Origin of the sequence: Pseudomonas sp. MPB23 (assembly GCF_046605395.1) — a bacterium.
Classification (GTDB): domain Bacteria; phylum Pseudomonadota; class Gammaproteobacteria; order Pseudomonadales; family Pseudomonadaceae; genus Aquipseudomonas.
In genome coordinates, this window is record NZ_CP176771.1 from 1,044,237 (window position 1) to 1,069,913 (window position 25,677).

Below are 25,677 nucleotides of genomic sequence, written 5' to 3' on the forward strand. Positions count from 1 at the left end.
TATTGATAAATTGGTCCCTATTTGCCCCTTTAGGCCTGCTGTGGCAGGATGTAGTGGATCCCCCCCGTCTAGTCCCCCGCTTTCTCCGTAAGAACCTCACCATGGCGCACAGGCCGATAAAACCATCTAGCAGCTATCATCCGTCAACCTTGGTTTCTTCAACTGACTCGAATTGCATGTGAACTTCGTGCGGGAAGCTGGTGAGCTCTCTAGAGGAGAAATCACGTTCAATGTGCAGTTGCTGTCCGAACAGGGCAATTTCTTCTTCCGGTCGGGTATCGGGGACGTAAGGCAATTCGGATTGAAGGACTACGCCAGCTTTGAAGTCCAGCCTAGTCGGAACGAACGTCATTAGCGCAAAGCTACCGAAGGCAATCCAGAATAGGCAGTGCGGGATCGTATTGGTGTTCCGAAGATAAAGCCTGTAGACGCACGAGGTGTATCTTGTCCCCGGTGTCAGTGTTTCGATTACGATGGCCGGGTTGATACTCATTTCACGAATAGTGAGCGGGTTTAGCCATTCGAGAGTGGGATCGAAGAGGGGGAGGCACCTTTCATTGGCGACTGAGGCGGCTATTTTGCAGAGCGCCTTGTAAGCCATGTAGGGTACGAACGGTTTCCTCTGCATCACCCAAGAAACGTGATTACGGTCTTCGTGATGCCCGAGCGCGTCGTCTTCATTCAGAGTGATAGCAATATGATTGGTGTGGCGGTCCATCTGAAGCGCACCAATTTTTTCGTCACTGTGCTTTGGGGTTTTCCTAGTCTTGTTCGTGATTCCATTCAGGGCCCTGAAGGGATGCGTGTACTTTTCCAAGTGCGGTTCGATCGTATTGCCGAAGTGCTCGTTACAACTGTCACATTCCGAATGGAGTATAAGTTGGTGATTGCCGAGAAACTCAGGAATGGCATGAGCCTTCTTCTTGAAAGTCACAGATTCACGGCCACGGCCGCAGAAGCGGCAGGTGAATCGTTCTCCGATGTAGCGCTTATGTCCTGCGCCGGCTATCCCCGCCTCGATTAGCTGGAACTCTTCGAGTCGTACTCCTTCAACACTCATCTCGATCCCCCAATGTGCTGTGTTCCTAGTCCGATGCTAGTCTCTCTTAGGGGCTTGAGCGAGCGCCTCCCTAGACGTCGACCACGCGCACCGGATTGGTATCTCTCAGCGCGACAAGTCCCCCTATTCACCACCAGCTCCACGAACAACGGAAAAAAGGATTAGGCCATGTCATTGTTTGGACGCTTTTTAAAGGGCAAGTCGGAATCGGGAGGCACGACAGAGCACCCACCGCAAGCGTCTAGTTCCGGCATCCCGGTGGTGAAGGGGGATTTCTCTCGGGTTACAGATGCAGTCAAGGCTGACTTATGGCAAGCCATCGTCCAGACCGAGGATATCCCAGCCGAATCGGCAGAAATCGTCTATGAAGTTGCCCTGCGCACCGCAGTGAGTGGCAACCTTTATGAAATGGCTGAGGTGTTGAAGAGTTTGGGGGTACAGAAGCAGCGGGCGACAGAGCTTTGTAGGTGGTTGCCGAGAAGAGCCAAGTCATTGATAACTCGCGACGAGCGAATCAAGCTTGGGCTTACGGAAGCCATTTGGGTCTATTCAGGGGCGCCATGCATGGCTAACCCGAGTGACGGAGAGTCCAAAAGCCGAGATGAAGCCCATCGCCTTGCTAACGGACAGAAATTTAATGTTGCTGATGGGCTCACCCTGAACGGAAAGAACACCTGGCCAGGCTACGAACAGGACTGCAAATGCTCATCGAAGTCTGTGCTTCCTTTCTGAGTACGGAAAAGCATCTGTGCATTAACGCTCAATCTTAAGGTGTTGTTGAACGCGGCCAGATGGGATCTGGACTATTTGGTCTTGAAATCAAAATGACCTCATAGCATGGGGTGCCGCTAATCTTGCTTCTGAAGCCCTACAGACACAGGGCAATATCCTAACTCCAGACAGCAAAAAGCCCGCCGTGGCGGGCCATTAAGATGCCTTACGCTCAGGCTTTCATAGCCCTTTGCACCGTGCTCAGACTCACATCCAAAGCCATCGCCACCTTGCGGAACGATGCACCCTCAGTTTGCATTGCAGCCCGTATAGCGGCGTCATCTACAGTCTTTGCACGACCTTTGTACTTGCCCGCTTCCTTAGCCTTAGCTATGCCTTCCCGTTGACGTTCTTTGATCATTGCGCGTTCAAACTGAGCAACGCTACCTAACAATGACAGCATCAACTCTTGCATGGGGTTGGCTTCCCCGGTGAACAGCAATTGTTCCTTGTGGAAGTGGATGCCGATCTTCCTAGTGTTCAAATCCTTCACCAGCTTTAACAGGTCTTCCAACGACCGGGCCAGCCTATCGATGGAGTGGACGTGAACGGTGTCGCCTTCACGGATGAACTTCAGCATTTCTTGTAGCTGGGGCCGGTCTGTAGTCGCACCCGACTTCTTGTCTTCAAACACGCGATCCAGTGTCACACCGTCCAACTGGCGAGCTGTGTTCTGATCAACCGATGAAACCCTGACGTAACCAACGTTTGCCATTTTCTTTACCTTTTGTATTCATTAGATTCTAGATGTTATGAGTATGCCTGTATTCATTATTGCAATCAACCCTATTGAGTACATTTTCAAAGGGGCTTTTGTATTCACTGATCTGTAGTCTCAGGGGTGTACTCATTTGATACGGGTTATGGTGCGTGTTGCAGTCAATGCTTCGGTAGATATGTCGTCTACGACAAAAAGTAATCGTGCAGCTTGGGTCCGGATTCCATTTGTTACTGAAGATCAAAAAAATATAAAGAACCATGTGTCTGTCACTTTCAGAAGGCGACAGCACGAAATATCAAAAGTCGACCGCACGGTCTTTTCTGACGTTGGAGTCGCCTCAGAAAACGGAAAATAAAGCACGCTAAGGCGTAGTTCCCTCGGGCTACACCGCGTCCGCACTGCGCGGTTCTTTCTTCCCTTGCAGTGACGCAATCAGCGGGCAGGAAACGTTCCCCTTCCGCGCATGGCAGGCGCACACCAAATCAGACAGCACGGCCTCCATGCGCGCCAGGTCAGCCATCCTCTCGCGCACGTCCTTGAGCTTGTGCTCGGCCAGGCTGCTGGCTTCCTCGCAATGGGTGCCATCCTCCAGCCGCAGCAGCTCGGCGATCTCATCCAGGCTGAAGCCCAACCGCTGGGCTGATTTCACGAAGCGCACCCGCGTTACATCCGTCTCGCCATAGCGGCGAATGCTGCCGTAAGGCTTGTCCGGTTCCGGGAGCAAGCCCTTGCGCTGATAGAACCGGATGGTCTCCACATTGACCCCGGCCGTCCTGGCGAAAACGCCAATGGTCAGGTTCTCCAAATTGTTTTCCATATCGCTTGACTCCGTACATAACTACGGAAGTAAGCTTAAGCTATCCAATTCAGATTCGAAAGGACAAACGTATGTCTGAACCTCAAAACGGGCGCGGCGCGCTCTTCACTGGCGGGCTGGCCGCCATCCTCGCCTCGGCTTGCTGCCTCGGGCCGCTGGTTCTGATCGCCTTGGGGTTCAGCGGCGCTTGGATCGGCAACTTGACGGTGTTGGAACCCTATCGCCCCATCTTTATCGGCGTGGCGCTGGTGGCGTTGTTCTTCGCCTGGCGGCGCATCTACCGGCCGTCAGCCGCCTGCAAACCGGGTGAGGTTTGCGCGATTCCCCAAGTGCGAGCTACTTACAAGCTCATTTTCTGGGGCGTGGCCGTGCTGGTTTTGGTCGCGCTCGGATTTCCCTACGTCGTGCCATTTTTCTATTGATCACAGGAGTTCACCATGAAAAAGCTGCTTTCCGCCCTTGCCCTCGCTGCCGTTGTTGCCCCCGTGTGGGCCGCCACCCAGACCGTTACGCTGTCCGTACCGGGCATGACCTGCTCGGCCTGTCCGATCACTGTCAAGAAGGCGATTTCCAAGGTCGATGGCGTCAGTAAAGTTGACGTGACCTTCGAGACGCGCGAAGCGGTGGTCACCTTCGATGATGCCAAGACCAGCGTGCAGAAACTGACCAAGGCTACCGAGGATGCGGGCTACCCATCATCAGTCAAGAACTGATCATGAAAGACCCGAAGACACTGCTGCGGGTCAGCATCATTGGCACAACCCTCGTGGCGCTGTGTTGCTTCACCCCTGTTCTGGTCATTTTGCTCGGTGTGGTCGGCTTGTCCGCGCTGACCGGCTATCTGGACTATGTGCTGCTGCCTGCGCTGGCGATTTTCATCGGCTTGACCATCTACGCCATCCAACGAAAACGCCAAGCCGATGCCTGCTGCACCCCGAAATTCAATGGAGTAAAAAAATGACCGAAATCACCGTGAATGGCATGACCTTCACATCCTGCGCCACCCATGTCAAAGATGCTTTGGAAAAGATTCCCGGCGTGAATGCCGCTGTGGTGTCCTATCCAGAAAGCCGCGCGCAAGTCATGGCAGACACCGCCGTGAGCCACAACCAACTGCTGGCCGCCATCGCCGCATTGGGTTATCAAGGCTCGATCCGGGTTGGTGATTTCAAAGATGAACCAAAAATCCGTGATGCACTTGAGGGCGCCGGTTTGCATATCGCCATCATTGGCAGCGGCGGGGCCGCGATGGCGGCGGCGCTGAAGGCCGTCGAGCAAGGCGCGACGGTCACGCTGATCGAACGCGGCACCATCGGCGGCACCTGCGTCAATATCGGCTGTGTGCCGTCCAAGATCATGATCCGCGCTGCCCATATTGCCCATCTGCGCCGGGAAAGTCCGTTCGACGGCGGTATTGCGGCAACTGTGCCTGCGATTGACCGCAGCAAACTGCTGGCCCAGCAGCAGGCCCGTGTCGATGAACTGCGGCACGCCAAATACGAAGGCATCCTGGACGGCAATCCAGCCATCACCGTTTTGCACGGTGAAGCGCGTTTCAAGGACGACCAGAGCCTGGTCGTCCGTTTGAACGAGGGTGGCGAGCGCGAGGTAACGTTCGACCGCTGCCTGGTCGCCACCGGTGCCAGTCCGGCCGTGCCGCCGATTCCGGGCCTGAAAGAGTCACCCTACTGGACTTCCACCGAAGCGCTTGTCAGCGACACCATTCCCGCACGCCTGGCCGTGATCGGTTCGTCGGTGGTGGCGTTGGAACTGGCGCAAGCCTTTGCCCGGCTCGGCAGCCAGGTCACGATCCTGGCACGCAGCACCTTGTTCTTCCGGGAAGACCCGGCCATCGGCGAGGCCGTGACAGCCGCTTTCCGCGCCGAGGGCATCGAGGTGCTGGAGCACACGCAAGCCAGCCAGGTCGCCCATGTGAACGGCGAATTCGTGCTGACCACCGGACACGGTGAATTGCGCGCTGACAAGTTGCTGGTTGCCACCGGTCGGGCACCGAATACGCGCAGCCTCGCGCTGGACGCGGCGGGGGTCACTGTCAATGCGCAAGGGGCCATCGTTATCGACCAAGGCATGCGCACGAGCAACCCGAACATCTACGCGGCCGGCGACTGCACCGACCAGCCGCAGTTCGTCTACGTGGCAGCGGCCGCCGGCACCCGTGCCGCGATCAACATGACCGGCGGCGACGCAGCCCTCAATCTGACCGCGATGCCGGCAGTGGTGTTCACCGACCCGCAAGTCGCCACCGTGGGCTACAGCGAGGCGGAAGCGCACCACGATGGCATCGAGACCGACAGTCGCACGCTGACACTCGACAACGTTCCGCGAGCGCTTGCCAACTTCGACACACGCGGCTTCATCAAGCTGGTCATCGAGGAAGGTAGCGGACGGCTCATCGGCGTGCAGGCGGTGGCCCCGGAAGCGGGCGAACTGATCCAGACGGCGGTGCTCGCCATCCGCAACCGCATGACGGTGCAGGAACTGGCCGACCAGTTGTTCCCCTACCTGACAATGGTCGAGGGGTTGAGGCTTGCGGCGCAGACCTTCAACAAGGACGTGAAGCAGCTTTCCTGCTGCGCTGGATAAAAAAAGGAGGTTTTCAATGAGCGCCTACACCGTGTCCCGGCTGGCCCTTGATGCCGGGGTGAGCGTGCATATCGTGCGCGACTACCTGCTGCGCGGATTGCTGCGTCCGGTGGCGTGCACCCCGGGCGGCTATGGCCTGTTCGATGATGCCGCCTTGCAACGGCTGTGCTTCGTGCGGGCGGCCTTCGAGGCGGGCATCGGCCTGGACGCGCTGGCGCGGCTGTGCCGGGCGCTGGATGCTGCGGACGGCGATGAAGCGGCCGCGCAGCTTGCCGTTCTGCGCCAGTTCGTCGAGCGTCGGCGCGAAGCGTTGGCCGATCTGGAGGTGCAGTTGGCCACCATGCCGACCGAGCCGGCACAGCACGCGGAGAGTCTGCCATGAACAGCCCCGAGCGCTTGCCGTCCGAGACGCACAAACCGATCACCGGCTACCTGTGGGGCGCGCTGGCCGTGCTCACCTGTCCCTGCCATTTGCCGATTCTCGCCATTGTGCTGGCCGGCACGACGGCCGGCGCGTTCATCGGAGAGTACTGGGGTATCGCAGCCCTCACGCTGACCGGTTTGTTCGTCCTGTCTGTGACACGACTGCTGCGGGCCTTCAAAGATCGATCATGAGCGCTTCCCATTGAGACAAACCACGCTGTCGCTACGTTGCCTCATGCCGGCATCAAATTCGGCTGAGTAGCTTCTCGCCATCTGGACGTAGCTCACCCTTGGGTGAAACATGCCGATACAGGGTCTGCCGCGTGACGCCAAGTTCCTGGCACAGGTCGCCGACCTTGGTCTCTGGCTGACCCATTGCCGCCATCGCCAGCCGCAGCTTGGCGGCGGTCATCTTGAACGGCCGGCCGCCTTTCCGCCCGCGCGCGCGGGCCGAGGCTAGGCCGGCAATCGTGCGCTCCGCGATCAACTCGCGCTCGAACTCGGCCAGGGCGGCGAAGATGCCAAAGACCAGCTTGCCGGCGGCGGTCGTGGTGTCGATGGCCGCGCCGTGCCCGGTTAATACCTTCAAGCCGATGCCGCGCCCAGTCAGGTCGTGCACGGTGTTGATGAGATGTCGCAGGTCGCGTCCGAGCCGATCCAGTTTCCACACGACCAGTGTGTCGCCAGTTCGCAACGCCTTCAGGCAGCTCGTCAAGCCGGGCCGATCCTCGCGCATGCCGGATGCCTGGTCCTCGTAAAGATGTACTGGATCGACCCCGGCGGCAATCAGCGCGTCGCGCTGCAAATCGGTAGCCTGGGAGCCGTCCGCCTTCGATACCCGCATGTAGCCTATCAGCATGTCGTACCTGTCACATATACGTTCGATTATGTGACAGCGTGAGCCAGAAAGTTCTCGCCGTCAAAAACTGTCACTTAACCCGTCATTTAGTCTAAGACCTGCAAACGGCCATTCAGGCTCGTAATGTGACAAAAACTCCGGCGGGATGCCCTCCTTGGTGAACGTGGCGCGCAAACGTTCCAGGGATTCGGGGTCGCGTCGCCCGTAGGACGCCAGTGTGAACAGCAAGCGGGCCGTCTCCGGGTTGTGTCGCGCTTCAATGATGGCCTCATCGATGGCCTGGGCTGCTCGTTGCCAGTGGTTGATGGGTTCCGGCTTCGGCACCTTCGCCGGCAGGCCGTTGGTGAAACCAGTGTGCGGCTCCGTCTGAAACAGCGCGGCCTGTTCCCCGCGCGGGATCAGCGCCTTTGACTCGATCAGCGTGATGGCGGTGGCCGCCGCCTCCAGCATCTGCCACTGCACCGCCGGGGCCAGAATCTCGTAGGGACGCCACAGACTCTGCCCGGCGCGCAGCGGATGGCCGCAGCGCTCCCAGACATGGCGGATGCTCGCCGAGCAACTGCCGCAGTGCGAGAGCGGCGTGTTCAGCTCAGCAAGCAGGGTGCGCAGCAGCCGGAACCACAAGCCGGCGTGGACACGCCGACGCGGCAGCTCCACAAAACCCGTCGTCAGCGCCTGCCAGGTGCGCCGGTCCATGCAGGCGATTGCGTCATCGGCAGGGCGCGGCGCAGCATCGGCGATTTCCCACTGAAGATACCGGCCGGGCATGCCCCAGTAGGACTCCAGCCAGCAGCCATGCTGCGGGCAGCTCAGCATCAAGGGGAGCTGCCAGACGAGTAGCACAGCTTGATTCGTTGGATCGTTCAGACACTGCGGACACGCCCGGCGAATCGTCTGGCTCGGTAGCCAGGCACGCCAGCGAGTGATGGACCGCACCTTGCGGGTGCGCTTGGGCAGGAGCACCGCGCATTGGAATGTATAGGTTTCCAAGGCTGCTGGTACCGAATCGTCGAGACTGTCGAGCAGCCACGGCACCCAGCCTGCAAGACTCATGCTGCGCAACCGCTCCAGCTCGACGCCACTGCGCTGGCAGAGCGCCGTCAGCAACGACAAGGATGGTGCGGTATCCAGGTCATCAAGTTGGCTGTGACCAAGATCGTGGGCCAGCAGCTCGTGCACGTCCATCTGGTAGCAGGCGGCGACCCGGTTGAGCCATGAGGACAGGGCTTCGCCTTCCTTGGGTGCCGGATGCAGCGGCCAGCGCGGCGCGGACTTCACATCAGTTCCCGCTCGAACTGTCGCCGCCGCTCACTGGGGCCGATGTAGTCGGCCATGCTGAGCGTGCGGTGGTTGATCGCTTCCTCGCCACTCTCCACGGCGGCGACGGCCGCCGCCACCAGCAGATGTGCAAGCTCGCCGATGGTGCCTTCGCTCCGGGTGAGCAGGTAGCGGGCCATGTCCAGCGTGGCAATCGGGGATGGCCGCCGTAGCGGGAGTGACGCCGCGAAGCTGGCCAGCAGCGAGCAGCAGTCCTCATTGGCCTCCCACGGCGGCAGCAGCATCGGCTCGAAGCGGTTTTCCAACTGATCGTCCGAACGGATGGCCAGGTACGCCTCGCGCGTGCCGACCCCGACCAGGGGGATACGCAGCTCGTTGCCGAGGAAGCGCAGCAGGTTGAGGAACTCGCGCCGGTTAACGCTGTTGCCAGCCAGTACATTGTGCAGTTCGTCGATCACCAGCATGCGCACGCCGACCTTGCGCAGCAGGGCCAGCGCCAGTTGCTCCATTTCCGGCAGCCGTGGGCGCGGGCGCAGCGGCGCGCCCATCGCAGCCAGCAGCGCGACATAGAAGCGGATCACCGATGGCTCTGACGGCATCTGCACGACCAGCACCGGGATATGTTCTTGGTCAGCGTCGGTGCCGACCGGGTGCGCCCGCCGGAATTTCTCGACGATCATCGACTTGCCGTTGTTGGTGGGGCCGACCAGCAGCAGGTTTGGCATGCGTTGCTTGTTCGGCCACGCATACAGAGTTTCCAGCCGGTTCAGCGCCTCGACCGCGCGCGGGTAGCCGATCCAGCGGTCGGCGCGAATGCGCTGGATGCGCTCGTCTGCCGGCAGCCTGGCCAAACCCTGTGCCGCTGGCAGCAGGTGGGACAGGTCAATGACGGGATATTCGTCCACGGCTACCACTCCTCGATCTGATCGAACGGTTTGGCCGGCGGCAGGTTGTCTGCCTGCGGGTCAGCCATGTCCACATCCGGCGGTATGGGCTTGGCCGGTGGCTCCGACGTCTTGAGGTGCTGGCGGCGATCAGCGTCGCGCCGCGCCTTGCGCGTGGCCTTCTGGGCGGTGGTCACGATCTCGCGCATCTGCCCGATCATGCGGAACAGCGCCGACTCGTCCACCTGCTCGCGCCCGAGCTGACGCAATTTGGCCAGCGCCTGGCGTTGTTCCCAGAGGGTGACGGCCGGATGGGACAAGGTGCGGTAGTGGATCTCCAGATAGTGCTGACCTTCCGGTTCCAGTACCCAGATGCGGCTGATGTCGCGCGGATCGCGCCGGATCAGGAAGGCGGGCAAGCGCTCGCGCCGGGCAATCCACGGCTTGAGGGCGTCGGCGTAGTAGTGGATGTGGTCGATGACAAAGCCGGTGCGGGTCAGGGTGCGGCGGATCACCGGCAGGAAATCGACCAAAAACGCGGTGGGGCGGGTAACGACGGCCGGGACGCCAACGCGCTCCACGGCCTCGGCCCAGCGCGCGGCCGGCGGCTGGAGCAGGCCGTTGTGCACGGAGCCGTGATAGGTGCCTACCGCCAACGCGAGCCAGCGCTCCAGCTCGCGCAGCGTCAGGGTGGCCATCTTCTCGGAATCGTACTCGCCGCGCTGGCCGGGATTGGAGAAGGTCGTCCCCGGTAATTCGTCGTGGATCATCTGCATCGCCGTGCCGATGATCCGTTCCACGATGCCGCCGTAGTGCGGCTGGCCTGGTGGGCGATAGTCCAGCCGGATGCCATGCTGTTCGCAGCCACGGCGCAGCGCTTCGCTTTTGAACTCGGCCGCGTTGTCCAGATAGAGCAGCCTGGGCTTGCCGCTCATCGGCCAGTCCATTTCCACATTCAGCCCTTCCAGCCAGGGCCGCTTGTCGCAGGCGGCATGCGCGAGGCATAGGCCGACCGAGACGGCGGACGGCGCTTCCAGCGTGACCACCATGCCGAGTACGCAGCGCGTGAACACGTCGATGGCGAGGGTCAAATATGGGCGGCCAATCGGTTGCCGGTCGCGCTCGTCGACCACGATCAGGTCGATGACGGTGTGGTCGATCTGCACCTGTTCCAGCGGCATGGTGACTTCGGGCGGAATGCCACCCGCGCCTTGCAAGGGACGGGCAGCGTCCTGCCCGCCCCGGCTGCGGGCTATTTTCGCCGGGTGTAGTCCGGCAATCCGCTGGGCCACGGTGTTGCGCGCCGGCACCGGCAGCTTCTGGGTTTTGCACGCCTGCGCGACTTCGCGGTGGAACGCCGCCAGGCTGCGTTTCTGCTTGGTCAGGAAGCGCTTTTGCAGCAGCTCGCGGATGATGCGCTCGACCGGTTCCGGCAAGCGCCCCTTGCCTTTGCCGCCGCCGGATCGGCCGGGCGTCAGGTCTGTTACCAGGCCAGTACCCTGCCGGGCGCGACGGATCAGGACATATACCTGTCGCCGGGACAGGCCCAGCGCTTGGGCTGCCTCATCGGCGGCTTCATGCCCGACCACCTCAAGCGCTGCCAGTGGCCCGATGATTTCCGTCCGGTGCCGGGCTTGCGCCCATGCCTCGTCGGGCAGGGTGGCCACGCCTTGCGCGGCAATCGGTGGAGTGTCTGATGTCATGCCCAAACCTCGCTTTGGTGCACACGAGTATTGAGCATAGTCGAGATTGGTGCAGACGACTCCTGATATTGGGCTGTCAGGAGCCGTATGCACACCAGGCGTTACATCCAGTCAGATGGTGCGGTCGTCTTCTGAAAACGACAAAAAGATCATTTGGAATAGGTGTGCCATAAACGACCGTTTACGGGACGGATGCGCTCGTCAATTTCAGGCGCTGAAAGCGACCGAAAACGAACCACAGGATATTTTTTCTTCCTCAACATTCCCTACAGCAGCTCAGCACCTGAGCTGATTGGAGGAATGACCATGAAGCAGAGTTTCCACCTACATTTTGATCGGGACTTGAGCAAGGCCGGTTCGGCGACCCTCAGGGAGGCAGTCCGGCGCGGCCTCCTCAGCCAACACGAGGCAATGATCCACGACCAGCAGTGGGCCCAGTTTAGTATTTACGCCAAGGAGTCTCATGAGGTGGACATCCTGGAGCTCGTCAATAAAAAACTGGTGCGGCAATACGGCGAAGAACTCTGTATCCAGGTGTACCACGGGAATCTCTCGCAGCAAGGCGCGGCGAACTTGCTTGAGACCGTGTATTCAGTAATGGCCCTTGCAACCGATGGTGGCTGGAAAGTCGCGACAGCTGACGTTGGCGACCGTATTGGCTTTCCTAACCATGCACGGATTACCGTCCCGCGCAGCCTTGATCAAGCGAGGTTCGAGGCCGCTGTAGAAGACGTTCAAACTCGCCTCTCTGAGCACCTGGCGGTGGTGATTATGTTAGTGCGGTATCTGGGCATTTCGCTGCGTGAAGCGTTTTTCTTCGATGCCCGAATAGCTCTGAATGACGCCAAAGCAGACGGATATCTTTCGGTAAGTAACGGCAGCGAAGATCCATACGATCACCGCAAAATTAATATCTCAGGGGGCAAGCAGATCGCCGTTTTGGAAACGGCCTCGGCAGTTCAAGGTGTGCGGCACTGTCAGCATCCAAGACAAGAAGCATGGCGGATATGGCGGCAAAACAGCCTACCTGCAGCTAAGGAGCTTTTGCTTGCTCATGGGTTAAATTTTGATGATTGCCGCTCAGCGTATGCCTGCGAGCTCTACGAACAATGGGCCGATCATAAAGCTCCGATTCTTGGGGGAAACGCTCCCCACGACGAGGATCTAGAGGCGCGGGATCACGTCGCCTACGAGCTCGGAAATTTGCGTATCTGGGAAACTGATGCATACGTCGGTGCCCGAGCCACCCTACTGAAGGAAGCAGCCGGTACAAGCCGCTAAGGCACTACGCAGCAGATTTGGGATTAGATCAGACGCCCTTAAACTTGGCTTACCTCGAGTCAAAGGAGTCAGGGCGTGGATCGTTTTGAATTGTTGGTATATGCGGTACTTGCGGCCATCAGTGCGCTCACCATCACAGGTGCTGTTGGCTACATGGTCGCAGCGTATCTGGACAAGAAGCGTGGCGACGATTGAGTCTTCAGCGGTATGACCAGATACCTGTAACAAACTGTCCGCTGCCTTTTCATCAGCAGCGGGCGCCTACCCGAATCCACCTGCAAGGCATCACTACTGCGATACGCAATATTTGCCACCCAAGTCCATGAGATCAGCGATGATCTTGGCTGGGTAGTCAGTTGCCGCGTCAACGCGAAAATGACCGGAGCGCCGAAGCGCTTAGATCAACGGCATGCTCGCTTCTCGATGTGGCGAATTAGCTTGCCCGGTACGCCATAACCCGTGCGCCGACTCGCAGGCACCATCTGATCTTGGGTTTTCCTAAAACTACCGGAGAGTGTCTAGCGACCTCATCTATCCGGAGCACCACCATGGAATTTCGCCACCTCGGTAACGGGCAGTACTTCCCACCCATTGCACCAAACGGTCGGGTTTACGCCGTACCTCTTGGGCAGGAAACCCAGGTAGAAATTTTCTGCCTGACACCAGTAGGCATCATGGGCGCGGGCGTCCAATCGCACTGGTCAGAAATCGTTGGTTTTTACTACGACGACGAATCATGGGAGATCATCCCGCGCAATTACTCGGGACGAGGAATGCGCTTCCGCAGAGGCCTCTCCTGCATCATGGTGATCGCCGGCAGCGAGGCTCTCACGACCCACATCCAGGGCTACCCCATCCCCATCTGCGTAATGAACCGCATTGCATTCGAACAGCAGCGATGCAGTGAAGGGTAGCGCATCACCGCCGCCATCCGCTGCGCGACACAGGTACCAGCTAGACCGGCACCTACCAATGTTTATTTTATGAAAGTGAAGCCTCTCACTGCTAATACAGATCGCAGTTGGCCAGCAGCCTTGGACGTACGCATCACTGCTAATAGCAAATATAGCCTGTGAATCCCGCATGCACTGGCCTGCTGGCTGGCAGCGAGTAGATTTAGCGCACTACACTGCTTATAGCCCGTAACCTACTCAAGCGCTGCAACATGTCGCACAGGAATTCACTGCTGATACAAGAAAGCCCCGTCAGACCATGCTGCACGGGGCTTTCGGACGCTAAAATCGGTTCAGATCCGCTCGGCACTGCTTATAGGCACTCTGCCTCTACTCTCCCGAATAGAGACCGCCATGATCAAGCGCTTGGTATCTAGACAGTTTCTTTTCATAAGCGACCAACGTCCGACGCAGCTGACGATTCTCGCTGGCAATGCTACGAATCTCAGCAAGACGCTCCTCAACCTGCAAAACCAGGCGGCGGTAAGGGTATTTAACAAACTCGAACGAGGAAGCCGGGTATTTGTGTTTGCCATTGCCCTTGGCAATAGTAAGGGGCGCGAATTTGTTTTTTTGCCCATGCAGTGGCACCAGTTTGCACCAGTAGATCGAGTACGCATTCGGGCTCGTTTGCTTGATTGACACGGCAGCTACAACAGATCTGGCCCCAGTCTTTTTGTACAGCTTCATGGACGCATCCACATAGCTTGCTACCAGGCGTCTCGCGTCCACCAACAACTGCTCATATTGCTGATCCAGCAAGGCGACTATCGCTTGCGGTTCTTTGCTCATGGCCAAGGCTCCAACTGCTTCTAGAGCCCAAATGGTGGCATCTCATCCGGTATCAAAAATTCGCTTTCAAGCGATTTTACCGTCAGAAATTTACGGAAGCGGAGTTGGCAATGCACCGCTGCCGCTCTGCCGCGCGTTAGATGGGCGGCAGATGACGACATTGCAGACGTACAGCAACATTACGTGCAAAGGATGCACAACAGACGACGACGGATGCCCTGGCTCGAGATTGAACAGAATCAACGAATGCCAAAGTTACGATAGGCAGGCAATGGCCAAGAGCTGATCCTTCTGATCGACGGCTTCCGCCCCAAGCCGGATCTTTACCGCTCGCGCTTCGAACATTGCGGTGTTGGTTCGCAAACATTCCCAACCACAAGCAGAATGGCAGTTGCGCAAAACAAAAACGGTTATGACCCGCCTTTCCCGACTGGCGAATGCAAAGTCGTAGGCAGCGCACGGGTAGCACGGAGTTCTTCCGCGATAATGGTCGCCTGCTGCAGAGCGGCACTGTCAAGAAACGAAGCGTTCAGATCGAACGTGATGGCATCGTCGTCGGAGCTTTCCTTTATCGCATAGGGCCCGAAGAGGATGTCGTTGCTTCCCTCAACATGGGGCTGGAAACGTGACAGGGGATTACGACTGTCGTTCCCATTGTGTATCGCTATCGCGGAACCATTGTCGCTATACATGGTACGCAGAACGGAGGCATCGCGCTTGCCGCTAATCCATTGCCGGGGCGTGACAGGATCGCCGTCCATTACTAGGGGCACGCGCAAGAGGTAAATTACCTCGTCCGCGTCCTCGAGCCTACTGAACGCAGCATCATAGTCCGGTTGCCTACCCAACACGCAGTCGATGTCCACCTGTATGTCGAAGAAGGCCACTTTGCCGGCATTCGCTCGCACGTCATAAAGGAGATCCAGAAGTTTTGGGCTACCTTGGTCAGCCGTGGTAGGGCAGAACGTGTACCAGCCGGAAATGACGGGCATCTCAACACCTATCACTGCTGGCGTAATAGCTGGCTCTGCCTGGCTCGGAATTGCTTTCTGGGAACTGTTTGCTGCCGGGGATGCCACAGAGCCTGACACTTCTGATCCAGGAGGAGGTGCGCTGTCAACTGCAGGACCCTCATGCAACAAAGCCCATAATCTAGGCACGGTGTAGCCTGATAACGTCGCCACCATACTCGGCAGATTAAGCAACGCGGTTAACGTGGTAAGGACGACAAAAATGCCAGCTATGATCCTCCGGCCCCACGACGGCTTGGCGCAGATCAGCTTCGTGCCACCGGGGAAGCGGCCACGAAAACAGAGCGCCCAGCTTCGAAGTTTGAGCCACCGCATCCGCAACCGGTCGGAGCGATAAGCCGTCTGATCTACGATGCTGGATGCGCGGCAGCAACGGGCGAAGTCATGCACTGCGCGATCGAGCCATTTACCTGCGATTGCATCCGCCGGACTATCGAAGAAACCCCAGAAAATTGGCTTCCCTGCGCGCTGGGACGTTTCGTAGGGATAGATTAAGGCCGCGACGTGGCCAAATTGGGTGTCCTGTGACAACACGAGCGCCGCACCGCCTTCCGTCTGGGGACTTCCGTCATCGTTCGACGGTATCGGGTGGTTGCCGGCGAACAGCTGGATCGTCCGTCGACTATCGTCACGATGTACGTACAGATACTCAAAATAGTCGTGTCGTGCCTCTTCGGCGGCCGCGCGCATGTGCTGCTCAATGGCCGGGGCGTACTGGGCCCAGATTCGCAGGCGGGTCTGCGGCGTTTGCTGTCCAACAAAGATACTCATCGAGTCCCCGATTTTTTGTGTCGGATTGATCCTGCGCAGAGGCGTGATACCAAGCGAACAGGTAATCACCTTGAACTCGGCTTATCCATCGTGTTCACTGCGCTATTATTAGTGCCATCACGGTGCTAGCGCCGCTTTGACCAACATTAAAGAGCCCAGGGAATTATGGCCGAGACGATAAACATCGCGAAGATGGCAGAAAAGCTATCGAAGGGAATTTTCAACGAGTTTCTCTGGGGTCGCATGGAGCACACCAATATCAATTGGCCGTGCGAGCATCAAGAAACCCACGAGGTCAAGACCCATCCCTCCGATGTCGTCTTTTGGTATAACGAGCCGTACTCGCAGTCTCGCACCTATGTGAACTGCGACCTCAAGAGCTACGCGAAGGGCACCATCAAAACACAGGCCATCCGGGAGGCAATCGAGAGCCTAGCCATGAGCCTGCGGTGCGCCGAGATCAGCCAGGAGTTCAGCGACACCTACATCCATCCGGATGTATCGGCGAATATCCAGGGACTGCTTTTCGTCTACAACCACGATAACGAGTATGACAAGGACTTCGCCAAGATCCTTGAAAAGGTGAAATGCGAAGACTTGGACATCCCAAAGGGCTCCAAGATCGTTGTGATGGGCCCTGAGGATATTTACTGGCTGAACAACGTTCACCACGAGATCATCCATCTGCGCGGCGGTGCCGGTCTACTACCAGAGCGGGATTACTGTAAGTTCTATTATCCCCATCTGGTTCGCAGGAAGAACGTCCAACTCGAGCACGCCAAGGCTGCGACGCTAGATATGTTGACCGCGCCTTGGATCATTTTGTCCTACGTGAACCCAAAGAAGGGAAGCAGGCAGGGCTTCGTGATCTTCATGCGCAAGCGGGGAATCACGACCGATGAGTTTCTTTACCTCATCGAGTACCTGATGCACTACCAGGTAATCAAAGCCGAAACGGAAGTCACGATCCGCCTGGTTGATCCGCACCAAAATGCTTCGGCTAATTTTGCCAAGGCAAAAGACCAGTACATCGCTGACTACCAGGGCGGGGACGATCTTAGACAGATATTGGACGCCATTGACTTCGGCAAACTTGAACACGTACGCACCACCTTCTGTGAACTGGAGCTGTCCCGCCAATGATCAAAAACACGCTTCAGTATTGTGCTACGGACAAGGAAATTCACGACGCTTTGATGTCGGCCAAACAGAAAATCAATGAAAAGGTTCTGCTTGAACTCGCGAAGGACAGGGGGATTTTCTACTCCGCCAAGGACAGCCGGGATGACCTGGTCAGTGCCATCTCTCTCCTCCCCCACGACTATCATGATCTGAACACCCTATTGGAACAGCGGGAGCACTCGGGCCGACAGGAAAAGCTCACCTCGGTGACGCTGCCAACCGCGCTAACCGTGGAAGGAATCCGGGAAGTGCTCCGGGAATACATTGAGGAGTCTCCCGAGGACGAGAAGGTCACTCAGCAGATAAAGGACGGCAACCAAGTCGTCGCCAATATTAAGTACTCCGACGTCGACTACGGCAAAACACGGCTCGTCCAGCGCACACCCAAAGAGGCCTCGATCGAGTTCCACGTCTCAGCGGACAAGACGGTCATTCGGATGCCTGCCAACGATCGTGTGAAAACCATCTACTCCAAGCTCAAGGACAAGCTGGATACCAAGGCCAAAGCTGAAATCCCCGCAATCCGCATCGAGCTCGGCGAGTTCCAGTCACCTGCCCTGCGCACAGAGTTCTTTACATCCCTGATCAGCAATCTCACGGGCTTCTCATTGAAGAACGTAACCAGCGTGAAGGTGGAGCGCTTGCCCCAGGAACCTGAAGAGGACGAGCTCGACCTAGACGATGACCAAGAAGCTGAGGTGGCCAAAGACGAGGCATTGGCGCTGGTCAAGAACGTAGCGCTGAAAGGCGAGACGCTGCTAGCGTCTGATGAGTACCAGAGCCTGACCAAGAAGGGGTTCTTCATCACCTCGATTATCTGGCGCTCTGTACTGCATAAGGCCCCACAACCAATGGTTGAATTTGAGGCAGCGTTTGAGGAGCCGATGCAAGGGAAAGGTTTCAAGTACTTCGTCCGAGGTGCCTACCGGCTGGTAGAACTCGAGTACACCAAGACGATCCGACCGGTCACCGCCGGAGACAAAGAAACCTATCTGGGCATCATCGAAGAAACCGCTGCGAAGGTTATCAAGGAACTCAGAGTGCAAGCTCAAGCAGGCGCTGAAACGCAAGGAGAGCCAGCATGAACAGGGTGAGGTGGCTGAATGCCCAATGGCCTTCATCGATTCGATCGGTAGGGAAGAGGCTCATCGACATGCCATTCACGGAGGAGAGAATGGATGGCTTCGCTATCGAGCGAATCAGGGATGACTTCATCGAGGGGCGTTACATCGAAAAGTACAGTTACCAGGAGGTGATATCGACCCCTTTTGGGAGTGAAGAGGTGCTTGATCGAATAGGGTATCGGACGACGGAGTTCACGCTTTTCGATTCGCCTCCCCACATTGAGCTCAGAAATTACCAGCGCAGTCTCAAGGAACTGATCAGCCGCTTGCTTGAAGCCTGCAGTTTCAACTTGGTAGTGACGCCTCCTTCGGTCAACCTGATCGAGTGGGTCTCGGCTCTGCAGGACGCGGTAGATCAGGTGGTCACCGTCGACTCGCTCCAAGTCTCTGGTGTCGAAATAGACGAAGGGGTGACAGGGAAAATTTTGCTCAAAGGGGTAAAAGATGTGCGCGATGCCACTGATATCCTTCTGGCCGGCCGAAAACATGTGTTGGAAAAAGTCCAAGTAAAATTTACGGACCTTAACAAGACCGTTGCCATCCAGCTATCCAACAAAGGCACCGCGAAGCTCCCTGCGGTGCTACCGAGCGATCTTCTGCGTCATCTACGAACGTCCTTTCCTCACAATATCAATTGAACAGCCGCCAGATGCCGCGATAGAGGGATACGGGCCCGCTAGAGCATAGCGTGCAGTCCAAGCAAACCTACGCAAGTGATCGAGGACTGCTTATGGCCGGTTCCTACCTGGCGTTCTGAGTGGGAATGATTAGTCAGAAATCTACAAACCAGTTGTAAAATCGATACCCCGCGATAACTGACACCGCGCATGTGGTTAGGCTCAATAGAGGCCATTGTCCTTCAACGCCCAGCCACCACTGCACTTTGAACAGAAACGCTCCCATCAACACACAGGCCAGAACACCTAGAGCCAGGCCAATTAACGCAGATAGCCGAGTCCCTAACCCCGGATTTCCGCCATGCCAATTCTCACTCAGGCAAAAGGGACAGTGATTCGACGAAGGCGAATAGCCCCAGAAGCCACGGCTATATGTAGCTCTCGGAACCATCGCTTTGCCACAGTTTTGACAGGTAACCATCGAGTGTCTCATACCGCACCTCAGCTCAGACGTCCTAGATGAGCCCATGGTGCGCGACCGCGGAAAAAACCCAATTGCGTGGCCCGAGCTACCCAGCGCCCCGGCCTAGGCTAGGATCAAACCCTGGTCGCCAGATAACCGATACCATGCTGTGCACGACCGACACCATCTAATGCCCGTCGGTGACTGGCTAGCTCCGCCTTCTCGCAGAACGATAATTCAGGACGCCAGTTCAACTCCTCAAATAGCCGTTCATCGAAAATATGTGCGCGGGGGCACTTATGGGGGCACTTACGCAGAAGACAAACAAAAATGCATTTTAAAACAGTAACTTAGATACAAATATTTAATCCCCCCGGCTCCACCACTTCATCATCTAAAGACGTTCAAGGACGTCTTTTTTTGTGCCTGAAAACCAGTAAATACGTGGCTTGCAGGGCTATTGGGGGCTTTCGAGGTTTTTTGAGTTCCAGGCGATTTGGTATTCCCAATGGTATTCCCGGCTACTCGACGGTAATCCTGGGAATACCAAAAGGTGTCATGGAGTACTTCTCATGTGCGCTCAAACCACCTGCCTCTCCGACCGCCAGCTCAAGGCGGTCAAACCGAAAGACAAGGATTACGTCCTCACCGATGGCGACGGGCTCCAGCTGCGAGTCAGGGTCAATCGCTCGATGCAGTGGAATTTCAACTACCGGCATCCCGTCACCAAGAATCGAATCAACATGGCACTGGGCTCTTAGTCCCGAGGTTTCTCTTGCGCAAGCGAGGAAGAAAACCGTTGAGGCCAGAGAGCTGCTTGCACAGGGCATCGACCCAAAAGCTCAGCGCAATGAGCTGCAGGAAGCCAAACGAGCGGAAACGGAACATACGTTCGAGAACGTAGCCACCGCATGGTTCGAATTGAAGAAGGACTCCGTCACCCCGGCGTATGCCGAAGACATCTGGCGCTCGCTCACACTGCATGTTTTTCCAAGCATGAAATCAACGCCGTTATCGGAAGTGAACGCGCCGATGGTCATCAAGCTGCTTCGTCCGATTGAAGCTAAAGGCAGCCTCGAGACAGTTAAGCGAGTGAGCCAGCGTCTTAACGAGATCATGACTTACGGGGTCAACTCCGGAATGATCTTTGCCAACCCTCTCAGCGGCATTCGAGCGGTGTTCAAGAAACCGCAAAAAGAAAACATGTCAGCACTTCCCCCCGAAGAACTACCCGATCTCATGGTGGCGATTGCCAACGCCAGCATCAAACGCATCACCCGCTGCCTGATCGAATGGCAACTGCACACCATGACCCGTCCTGCAGAGGCTGCCGGAACGACCTGGGCAGAAATAGATTTCGAGAAGCGTATCTGGACTATCCCAAAGGAGCGCATGAAAAAACGCCGTGCGCACCCCATCCCCCTGAGCGATCCGGCACTCGCGCTACTAGAGACACTCCAGCCCTACAGCGGCCACCGAGAACATGTGTTTCCGGCAGATAGAAATCCTCGTACCCACGCCAATAGCCAAACCGCGAACATGGCGTTAAAGCGTATGGGTTTCCAAGACCGGTTGGTCAGCCACGGTACGCGATCAATGGCCAGCACCATCCTCAACGAACATGGATGGGACCCTGAGTTGATCGAGGTCGCCCTCGCCCACGTCGACAAAGACGAAGTCCGAAGTGCCTACAACAGAGCGAACTACATCGAGCGTAGGCGTCCGATGATGGTTTGGTGGAGCAGTACATTCAAAAGGCCGCAACCGGTAATTTGTCGGTGACGGCAATTCATGAAAACAAAAACGGCAAAATCATTCCGTTTCGTTAATCACCTCCTGCTGGCGACAATGGCGACAGCGGCGACAACCTATGTATTTAGCGGTGCGGCGTATGGCGACAACGTGGCGACAGTCGCCACCAGCCGCATCGCCCATAACCTTTTCAGGCCCAGCCCCTGAGGGCGGGAAGGCTTGCCGTCCTGCCCTCAGGGCTCACTTTAAAAACCGACGAACGACCTATCATCCATCTGATGGCCACCTTCTTCCATACACGTCCACTGCCTATAAACGCCATCCCACCCGCCGAGCACGCGCTACACCTGAGCCGAAAAGCGCTGTCATCGACAGCATTGCCAAAGTAGCAAGGGGTCTTTAAGTCCACGCCAAATGGTGGACCCAGCCCATGCGTGCTCGCTTCCGATAAGGCACAGGCACGCTCAACGTAGCGAAGTCCACTTACCCACAGTGCAGTAGCGGCAGCCGGCCCTCCCGTCTCTTTTTCCTGGAAAGAGACGGGAGGGCCGGCTGCCGCTACTGCAGTCCGACTCGTACATGGACTTTGGGTTACTTCAGCCCTGGCCTTCTAGAGTCAGATAAATAGTTCCTGTACATTTTTCATCGCACTATCGGCAAAGCTTTGCAGGAAAGCCTCGAACGCTGGCACGTCTTCCTTGCCGCCAGTGTAGGGCTGGCCAATGATAGTCCAGGTCGCCAGGCTCTGGCGCTCGCCTTGAGGAGCAACCTGCATTACTGCCCACAGGTTGCCGATATTCAACGACGTGTAGATCAGTGACCAGGTCATGGCCATCGCTTGGTCGTCATGCGTATTGAGTTGCTCAATCACCACATTACCGTCCTTGAACAGCTTCTTGCGTACCGAACGTACGCCCTCGCCGGTCATTTCAATGTGGGAAAGCGCAGGGATAAACTTGGCGAAACCGGAGAAATCTCCGACGACTTTCCACACGCTGCGAGCATCGCCGTTCACGATCACGCTGGCGACGACAGGGTTGCCCACTGGGTTGCGGACCAGGGTATCGGGTTCAAAATGTTGCATGAGAAAGCTCCTTTTTTGTTTAGATGAAATCGATTTGCTTGAGGTAGTCACAGCCTTTTTGCAGCAGCGCACTGCTCTTGGCCGGGTAGTCTTCCCCCATGCTCTGGATGCCTGAGAGCGCATTGCGGTACTCGATCATCGAGATATCACCAATGTCTTCTTCAAACCCATTAAGGTAAAAGCCGACCACGCCGAACAGTGCGTTATTACTGTCGATGGCCGACAGGCGCTGTTGCCATTGCGTCACCGGGACCATCTGGAAGTCGTGACCGGCAGCGCGAAACGCCTCCACATAGTGAGTCCATGATAGGGGCTGCGGGTTGTGCAGGTTGAACACCGCTTTGGAACGGTTATGGCGGCTGGCATGAAAGGCAATGAACCGGGCGAGGAAATCCACCGGCATCAGGTCGAAATTAAGCGCCAGTTCGGGCACTTCCTTAAGCTGCAATGAGCCTTTGAGCATCAACATCAAGCGGTTCTGGTGCGGCTGACACACCCCGGTTCGCGTATTGAACGCAATGTTTCCCGGCCGGTAGAGGTTGACCCAGACGCCCGACTCGCTGGCATTCCACAAAATGCGCTCAGCCACCCACTTGGAAAGGTTGTAACCATTGCGAATGTAGATCGGCGGCGTGAACGCCGGTGGCTCTTCCAACACCCGCCCCTGTTCATCCACTGTGCTTGAAGCTGACAGGGTGGAGATGAAGTTGAAAATCTTCTTGCTGCGCCCTTCACACAGTTGCAGGCATTCGAGCACAGGCGTGACGTTGTCCTTGACCAGCGACTCGTAGTCGAGCACGTGGTTGACGTTGGCCGCGTTATAGATCAACACGCCATATTCACGGTCCAGCCATTCATAGTCCTGCTCGGATAACCCCAGGCGTGGCTTGCTGATATCCGCCGCCAGTACCTTTACGCGGCTCAGGTCCAGATGCTCGAGACGGTTCTGGATCAGCGCCTGCTCGAAGCGCTGCTGGGCGCTCATCCCCGCCGACTCGCGAACCAGGCAAGCCACTTCGGTACTGCCCAGTTCCAGCAGTGCCTCGACAATATGCACGCCGAGAAAACCATTGGAGCCGGTCACGATGACCTTGTGTATGTTGCCCAGCCGACTGATCGGCAACACGTCCAGTTCAGGACGAATCATCGCGTCCTGCAGCGCTTGAGGGCTGACCGTAGCGGTGGCATCGACGTGCTGGTCGATCAGGTTGGCAAGGTTGATCAGGGTGGGCTGTTCGATAAAACGGTTGATCGAGACCCCCTTGCTAAACGTTTCGCGAATGCCCATGAGCATCTGCGACAAAAGGATCGAATGCCCCCCCAGATTAAAGAAACTGTCATCCACGGAGATGTCCTCCGCGGGTAGGTCCAACAGCCTGGACCACAGCTCCAGCAACTGCTGCTGGGTGATGTTCTGGGGTGCCAGGTGCGGCCCTTGGGTCTTGTAGTTGACTGGTAAGTCTCTCAAGGCTTTGCGGTCGATCTTGCCATTGGCCGTGGCCGGCAAACGCTCCAGCAGGCAGTAGGCGCTGGGGCGCATGTAGTCGGGTAAATGCTTGAACGCATAAGCCTGCAACTTTTCGCTGGCCACTTGGCCTTCGGCATTTTGGGGCTGAGAGAAAAAGGCCAGGATGCGCCGCTGGTTATCGATGACCACCGCCAGTTGACGGAACAGTTGGCTCGATTGCAGCAGGTGCTCGATTTCTTCCGGCTCGACCCGGAACCCGCGAATCTTCACCTGGTTATCCAGGCGCCCGATGATCTGGATGCCTTCGCGGGTCCAACGCGCCAGATCGCCGGTACGGTACAGGCGCACCCGTTGACCGTCGGGCAACTCATGCAGGCGGTAACGTTCGGCAGTCATTTCCAACGCACCGAGGTAGCCAGCACCTACGCCGGGCCCGGCGATGTGAATCTCACCGCTGTCCGCTTCGCCTACCGGTTGACCGTGTTCATCCAGCAGGTAAACCGAGGTATTGGCAATCGGCACGCCCAGGTTGCGATTGTTGTCTGCGGGCTGGAAGGTGCGGCAGGTGGCGAGCACCGTGGTCTCGGTGGGACCGTAAATATTGTGCAGCGCACAATGGCCCACCAGTTGCTCGATCACATGGGGCTCGCACACATCACCGCCCGTCACCAGGTGCTGGATGCCGTACAGCGATTCGAGCTGAATAATGCTGAGCAAGGCCGGCGGCAAGAACGCATGGGTGACCTGTTCTTGCTGGATCAACTCGGCAAGCGCCACCGGGTCGCGGCGCTGGTCTTCGGTGGGCACGATCAACTCGCCGCCCTGGATAAGCGTGGGGAAGATATCCAGCAACGACGCATCGAAGTTGATGGTGGAAAACTGTAAGGCTCGACTGTGATGGCTCAGTTCCACATAGAGGGCATACCACGCACAGAAGTGGCTCAGGTTATCGACCGTCAGCAACACGCCCTTGGGTTGCCCGGTGGTACCCGAGGTGTAAATCGCCACGCAAGGCGCAGAGCCGCTAAGCGCTACTCGCAGCAGGCGCTGATCCGGGGCCAGGGCGACCCGGCTGTAACCCTGGGCGCCGTGGTGGAAGAAATCCAGGTGGCTGATGTCCAGGGTGGCCAGGCCCGGCAGTGGGTCGTCTGCCTGGGTGTCCTGAATCAGCAAGCAGGCGCCGGCATGCTTGAGGATCGCCGCGCGGCGCTCGACAGGATGGTTCGGGTCCAGGGGCAAGTACACCGCGCCACACCCGAGCACCGCCAGGATCGCCGCGTAGAGCGCCGTGCCTTTAGGCAACGAGATAGCGACCACCGTCACCCCGCCGGTGGAGATTTCAAGCAAAGGCTGCAAGCGCTCTTGAATCGCCACGCTATAGGCATGCAATTGCGCGTAGGACATGCCACGCCCCTGCACTTTCAGGGCGTTGCGCTCGGCATTGATCAGCAGGCTATCGGCCAGGCGTTGTATAAAGGGGCGCTTGGCGTCCTCCAGGATCCCGGTGTTGACAGTTGCATTGTGGTGATGGCACCACACCAGGCTGTCGATCAGCGTCAGGCTCGACAACCGGTCGAGCGCCCGTACCGGCTCACGGGGCACCTCAAGATAGTCGGCGCTACGTGAGAAACGCCCAATGTGCATACTGGCCATCTCCACCACCTGCGCAACCGCTTCGTGCGCCAGGTCGGCGCCGTTGCCAGCGGCATCGGCGCACACCTCGCGGCGCCCCAGCAACATCCAGTCGCCGTCACCAGGACGCCATAGGCAGTCCACCCGCACGGGCGCAAAGACATCGCTGGCATTATCGGAGTGCGCCCGCAAAGACAGGCGCTGACACGACGGATAATGGGGCAGTTGCGCCGTGCTGGCGTCATCTATCAGCAAGTCCGGCACCGGTAACCGGCAAAGATCAATGGCGTTATCACTGGTCAACAAGTGGGCGGTGTGGCCCATCTGCTCCAGCTCTTGCGTAAGGCAGGCAAGCGCATGGCTGCGCCCGCACAGAACGATATCAAGATGTCTCATTGAAGTTGTCC

Annotated in this window: 24 protein-coding genes and 1 pseudogene; 14 read left to right on the top strand and 11 right to left on the bottom strand. The window is 57.6% G+C overall.

All coding sequences use genetic code 11. The features are described from left to right. Positions 1 to 136 precede the first annotated feature (136 nt). Entirely contained in the window at positions 137 to 1,060 is a 924-nt protein-coding gene (locus ACLH0J_RS04680; RefSeq protein ID WP_262049553.1) for an HNH endonuclease, read from the bottom strand. Positions 1,061 to 1,228: 168 nt separating this feature from the next. On the opposite strand from ACLH0J_RS04680, the gene ACLH0J_RS04685 reads away from it, so the two are divergent. Then, the gene (locus ACLH0J_RS04685) at positions 1,229 to 1,792 is read left to right on the top strand and encodes a hypothetical protein (RefSeq protein ID WP_262049554.1); all 564 of its coding nucleotides are present in this window, start codon (positions 1,229 to 1,231) and stop codon (positions 1,790 to 1,792) included. Positions 1,793 to 2,003: 211 nt separating this feature from the next. Here ACLH0J_RS04685 and ACLH0J_RS04690 read toward each other — a convergent pair whose 3' ends face one another. After that, positions 2,004 to 2,546 (bottom strand): recombinase family protein, encoded by a 543-nt coding sequence (locus ACLH0J_RS04690; RefSeq protein WP_262049555.1) that lies wholly within the window; start codon positions 2,544 to 2,546, stop codon positions 2,004 to 2,006. A 388-nt stretch (positions 2,547 to 2,934) separates the two neighbouring features. Then, positions 2,935 to 3,369, bottom strand: a complete 435-nt coding sequence (merR, locus tag ACLH0J_RS04695; protein ID WP_000429838.1) for an Hg(II)-responsive transcriptional regulator — start codon at positions 3,367 to 3,369, stop codon at positions 2,935 to 2,937. A 71-nt stretch (positions 3,370 to 3,440) separates the two neighbouring features. Here merR and merT point away from each other — a divergent pair, with 71 nt between their 5' ends. From merT to merE, 6 genes are read left to right on the top strand one after another with little or no spacing between them, the layout of a single operon-like run. Further along, positions 3,441 to 3,791 (top strand): mercuric ion transporter MerT, encoded by a 351-nt coding sequence (gene merT, locus ACLH0J_RS04700; RefSeq protein ID WP_001294667.1) that lies wholly within the window; start codon positions 3,441 to 3,443, stop codon positions 3,789 to 3,791. A gap of 15 nt (positions 3,792 to 3,806) precedes the next feature. After that, positions 3,807 to 4,082 carry a mercury resistance system periplasmic binding protein MerP gene (merP, locus tag ACLH0J_RS04705; protein WP_000735441.1) on the top strand — a complete coding sequence of 92 codons (276 nt, stop codon included), beginning with the start codon at positions 3,807 to 3,809 and terminating at the stop codon, positions 4,080 to 4,082. 2 nt (positions 4,083 to 4,084) lie between these two features. Next, positions 4,085 to 4,330, top strand: coding sequence for a mercury resistance system transport protein MerF (gene merF, locus ACLH0J_RS04710; protein ID WP_000654684.1), 246 nt, complete (start codon positions 4,085 to 4,087; stop codon positions 4,328 to 4,330). Next, a complete protein-coding gene (gene merA / locus ACLH0J_RS04715; protein WP_411391058.1) occupies positions 4,327 to 5,973 on the top strand; it encodes a mercury(II) reductase in 1,647 nt (548 codons plus the stop codon). Before merF ends, merA begins: the two co-directional genes overlap by 4 nt. Before the next feature lie 16 nt (positions 5,974 to 5,989). Then, positions 5,990 to 6,355 carry a mercury resistance co-regulator MerD gene (gene merD / locus ACLH0J_RS04720; RefSeq protein ID WP_003465059.1) on the top strand — a complete coding sequence of 122 codons (366 nt, stop codon included), beginning with the start codon at positions 5,990 to 5,992 and terminating at the stop codon, positions 6,353 to 6,355. After that, positions 6,352 to 6,588 carry a broad-spectrum mercury transporter MerE gene (merE, locus tag ACLH0J_RS04725; RefSeq protein WP_001087809.1) on the top strand — a complete coding sequence of 79 codons (237 nt, stop codon included), beginning with the start codon at positions 6,352 to 6,354 and terminating at the stop codon, positions 6,586 to 6,588. The genes merD and merE overlap by 4 nt, the downstream gene beginning before the upstream one ends. Before the next feature lie 52 nt (positions 6,589 to 6,640). On the opposite strand, the gene ACLH0J_RS04730 is transcribed toward merE, so the two are convergent. Genes ACLH0J_RS04730 through ACLH0J_RS04745 form a run of 4 tightly spaced genes read right to left on the bottom strand, consistent with a single transcriptional unit; the run spans position 6,641 to position 11,120 of the window. Beyond that, positions 6,641 to 7,255 carry a recombinase family protein gene (locus ACLH0J_RS04730; RefSeq protein WP_000904941.1) on the bottom strand — a complete coding sequence of 205 codons (615 nt, stop codon included), beginning with the start codon at positions 7,253 to 7,255 and terminating at the stop codon, positions 6,641 to 6,643. 60 nt (positions 7,256 to 7,315) lie between these two features. Continuing rightward, positions 7,316 to 8,533, bottom strand: coding sequence for a TniQ family protein (locus ACLH0J_RS04735; protein WP_054881237.1), 1,218 nt, complete (start codon positions 8,531 to 8,533; stop codon positions 7,316 to 7,318). Next, entirely contained in the window at positions 8,530 to 9,438 is a 909-nt protein-coding gene (locus ACLH0J_RS04740) for a TniB family NTP-binding protein (RefSeq protein ID WP_003465065.1), read from the bottom strand. Before ACLH0J_RS04740 ends, ACLH0J_RS04735 begins: the two co-directional genes overlap by 4 nt. 2 nt (positions 9,439 to 9,440) lie before the next feature. Continuing rightward, positions 9,441 to 11,120 carry a Mu transposase C-terminal domain-containing protein gene (locus ACLH0J_RS04745; protein ID WP_003465068.1) on the bottom strand — a complete coding sequence of 560 codons (1,680 nt, stop codon included), beginning with the start codon at positions 11,118 to 11,120 and terminating at the stop codon, positions 9,441 to 9,443. 306 nt (positions 11,121 to 11,426) lie between these two features. On the opposite strand from ACLH0J_RS04745, the gene ACLH0J_RS04750 reads away from it, so the two are divergent. Together ACLH0J_RS04750 and ACLH0J_RS04755 are read left to right on the top strand one after the other, a co-directional pair. After that, entirely contained in the window at positions 11,427 to 12,401 is a 975-nt protein-coding gene (locus ACLH0J_RS04750; protein WP_411391059.1) for an integrase, read from the top strand. Between the two features lie 548 nt (positions 12,402 to 12,949). Further along, entirely contained in the window at positions 12,950 to 13,315 is a 366-nt protein-coding gene (locus tag ACLH0J_RS04755) for a hypothetical protein (RefSeq protein WP_017735521.1), read from the top strand. Positions 13,316 to 13,684: 369 nt separating this feature from the next. On the opposite strand, the gene mobI is transcribed toward ACLH0J_RS04755, so the two are convergent. After that, on the bottom strand, positions 13,685 to 14,146 hold the full coding sequence (gene mobI / locus ACLH0J_RS04760) for a conjugative transfer protein MobI(A/C) (protein WP_411391060.1): 462 nt from the start codon (positions 14,144 to 14,146) through the stop codon (positions 13,685 to 13,687). A 410-nt stretch (positions 14,147 to 14,556) separates the two neighbouring features. Beyond that, a complete protein-coding gene (locus tag ACLH0J_RS04765) occupies positions 14,557 to 15,948 on the bottom strand; it encodes a hypothetical protein (protein ID WP_411391061.1) in 1,392 nt (463 codons plus the stop codon). Positions 15,949 to 16,113: 165 nt separating this feature from the next. Between ACLH0J_RS04765 and ACLH0J_RS04770 the strand changes: the two genes are divergently transcribed. The 5 genes and pseudogenes from ACLH0J_RS04770 to ACLH0J_RS04790 all read left to right on the top strand — a co-directional run bounded on the left by ACLH0J_RS04770 (position 16,114) and on the right by ACLH0J_RS04790 (position 21,293). Next, on the top strand, positions 16,114 to 17,091 hold the full coding sequence (locus ACLH0J_RS04770; protein WP_411391062.1) for a hypothetical protein: 978 nt from the start codon (positions 16,114 to 16,116) through the stop codon (positions 17,089 to 17,091). Continuing rightward, the gene (locus ACLH0J_RS04775; RefSeq protein WP_411391063.1) at positions 17,088 to 18,215 is read left to right on the top strand and encodes a hypothetical protein; all 1,128 of its coding nucleotides are present in this window, start codon (positions 17,088 to 17,090) and stop codon (positions 18,213 to 18,215) included. The genes ACLH0J_RS04770 and ACLH0J_RS04775 overlap by 4 nt, the downstream gene beginning before the upstream one ends. 89 nt (positions 18,216 to 18,304) lie before the next feature. Then, positions 18,305 to 18,892 (top strand): hypothetical protein, encoded by a 588-nt coding sequence (locus ACLH0J_RS04780; protein WP_411391064.1) that lies wholly within the window; start codon positions 18,305 to 18,307, stop codon positions 18,890 to 18,892. Positions 18,893 to 19,906: 1,014 nt separating this feature from the next. Beyond that, positions 19,907 to 21,163: pseudogene (locus tag ACLH0J_RS04785) on the top strand (integrase domain-containing protein). Further along, positions 21,126 to 21,293, top strand: coding sequence for a hypothetical protein (locus tag ACLH0J_RS04790; protein WP_411392922.1), 168 nt, complete (start codon positions 21,126 to 21,128; stop codon positions 21,291 to 21,293). Before ACLH0J_RS04785 ends, ACLH0J_RS04790 begins: the two are co-directional and overlap by 38 nt. A gap of 409 nt (positions 21,294 to 21,702) precedes the next feature. On the opposite strand, the gene ACLH0J_RS04795 is transcribed toward ACLH0J_RS04790, so the two are convergent. Both ACLH0J_RS04795 and ACLH0J_RS04800 read right to left on the bottom strand, forming a co-directional pair. Continuing rightward, positions 21,703 to 22,170 carry an SRPBCC family protein gene (locus ACLH0J_RS04795; protein WP_154974212.1) on the bottom strand — a complete coding sequence of 156 codons (468 nt, stop codon included), beginning with the start codon at positions 22,168 to 22,170 and terminating at the stop codon, positions 21,703 to 21,705. Positions 22,171 to 22,189: 19 nt separating this feature from the next. Continuing rightward, complete coding sequence (locus ACLH0J_RS04800; RefSeq protein WP_411391065.1) at positions 22,190 to 25,666, bottom strand: amino acid adenylation domain-containing protein; 3,477 nt, start codon at positions 25,664 to 25,666, stop codon at positions 22,190 to 22,192. Positions 25,667 to 25,677 lie beyond the last annotated feature (11 nt).

Bases quoted from the DNA above. Each gene is read 5' to 3' on its own strand.
- ACLH0J_RS04680 (WP_262049553.1), bottom strand. From the start codon at position 1,060: ATGAGTGTTGAAGGAGTACGACTCGAAGAGTTCCAGCTAATCGAGGCG.
- ACLH0J_RS04685 (WP_262049554.1), top strand. From the start codon at position 1,229: ATGTCATTGTTTGGACGCTTTTTAAAGGGCAAGTCGGAATCGGGAGGC.
- ACLH0J_RS04690 (WP_262049555.1), bottom strand. From the start codon at position 2,546: ATGGCAAACGTTGGTTACGTCAGGGTTTCATCGGTTGATCAGAACACA.
- merR (WP_000429838.1), bottom strand. From the start codon at position 3,369: ATGGAAAACAATTTGGAGAACCTGACCATTGGCGTTTTCGCCAGGACG.
- merT (WP_001294667.1), top strand. From the start codon at position 3,441: ATGTCTGAACCTCAAAACGGGCGCGGCGCGCTCTTCACTGGCGGGCTG.
- merP (WP_000735441.1), top strand. From the start codon at position 3,807: ATGAAAAAGCTGCTTTCCGCCCTTGCCCTCGCTGCCGTTGTTGCCCCC.
- merF (WP_000654684.1), top strand. From the start codon at position 4,085: ATGAAAGACCCGAAGACACTGCTGCGGGTCAGCATCATTGGCACAACC.
- merA (WP_411391058.1), top strand. From the start codon at position 4,327: ATGACCGAAATCACCGTGAATGGCATGACCTTCACATCCTGCGCCACC.
- merD (WP_003465059.1), top strand. From the start codon at position 5,990: ATGAGCGCCTACACCGTGTCCCGGCTGGCCCTTGATGCCGGGGTGAGC.
- merE (WP_001087809.1), top strand. From the start codon at position 6,352: ATGAACAGCCCCGAGCGCTTGCCGTCCGAGACGCACAAACCGATCACC.
- ACLH0J_RS04730 (WP_000904941.1), bottom strand. From the start codon at position 7,255: ATGCTGATAGGCTACATGCGGGTATCGAAGGCGGACGGCTCCCAGGCT.
- ACLH0J_RS04745 (WP_003465068.1), bottom strand. From the start codon at position 11,120: ATGACATCAGACACTCCACCGATTGCCGCGCAAGGCGTGGCCACCCTG.
- ACLH0J_RS04750 (WP_411391059.1), top strand. From the start codon at position 11,427: ATGAAGCAGAGTTTCCACCTACATTTTGATCGGGACTTGAGCAAGGCC.
- ACLH0J_RS04755 (WP_017735521.1), top strand. From the start codon at position 12,950: ATGGAATTTCGCCACCTCGGTAACGGGCAGTACTTCCCACCCATTGCA.
- mobI (WP_411391060.1), bottom strand. From the start codon at position 14,146: ATGAGCAAAGAACCGCAAGCGATAGTCGCCTTGCTGGATCAGCAATAT.
- ACLH0J_RS04765 (WP_411391061.1), bottom strand. From the start codon at position 15,948: ATGAGTATCTTTGTTGGACAGCAAACGCCGCAGACCCGCCTGCGAATC.
- ACLH0J_RS04770 (WP_411391062.1), top strand. From the start codon at position 16,114: ATGGCCGAGACGATAAACATCGCGAAGATGGCAGAAAAGCTATCGAAG.
- ACLH0J_RS04775 (WP_411391063.1), top strand. From the start codon at position 17,088: ATGATCAAAAACACGCTTCAGTATTGTGCTACGGACAAGGAAATTCAC.
- ACLH0J_RS04780 (WP_411391064.1), top strand. From the start codon at position 18,305: ATGGATGGCTTCGCTATCGAGCGAATCAGGGATGACTTCATCGAGGGG.
- ACLH0J_RS04790 (WP_411392922.1), top strand. From the start codon at position 21,126: ATGAAAACAAAAACGGCAAAATCATTCCGTTTCGTTAATCACCTCCTG.
- ACLH0J_RS04795 (WP_154974212.1), bottom strand. From the start codon at position 22,170: ATGCAACATTTTGAACCCGATACCCTGGTCCGCAACCCAGTGGGCAAC.
- ACLH0J_RS04800 (WP_411391065.1), bottom strand. From the start codon at position 25,666: ATGAGACATCTTGATATCGTTCTGTGCGGGCGCAGCCATGCGCTTGCC.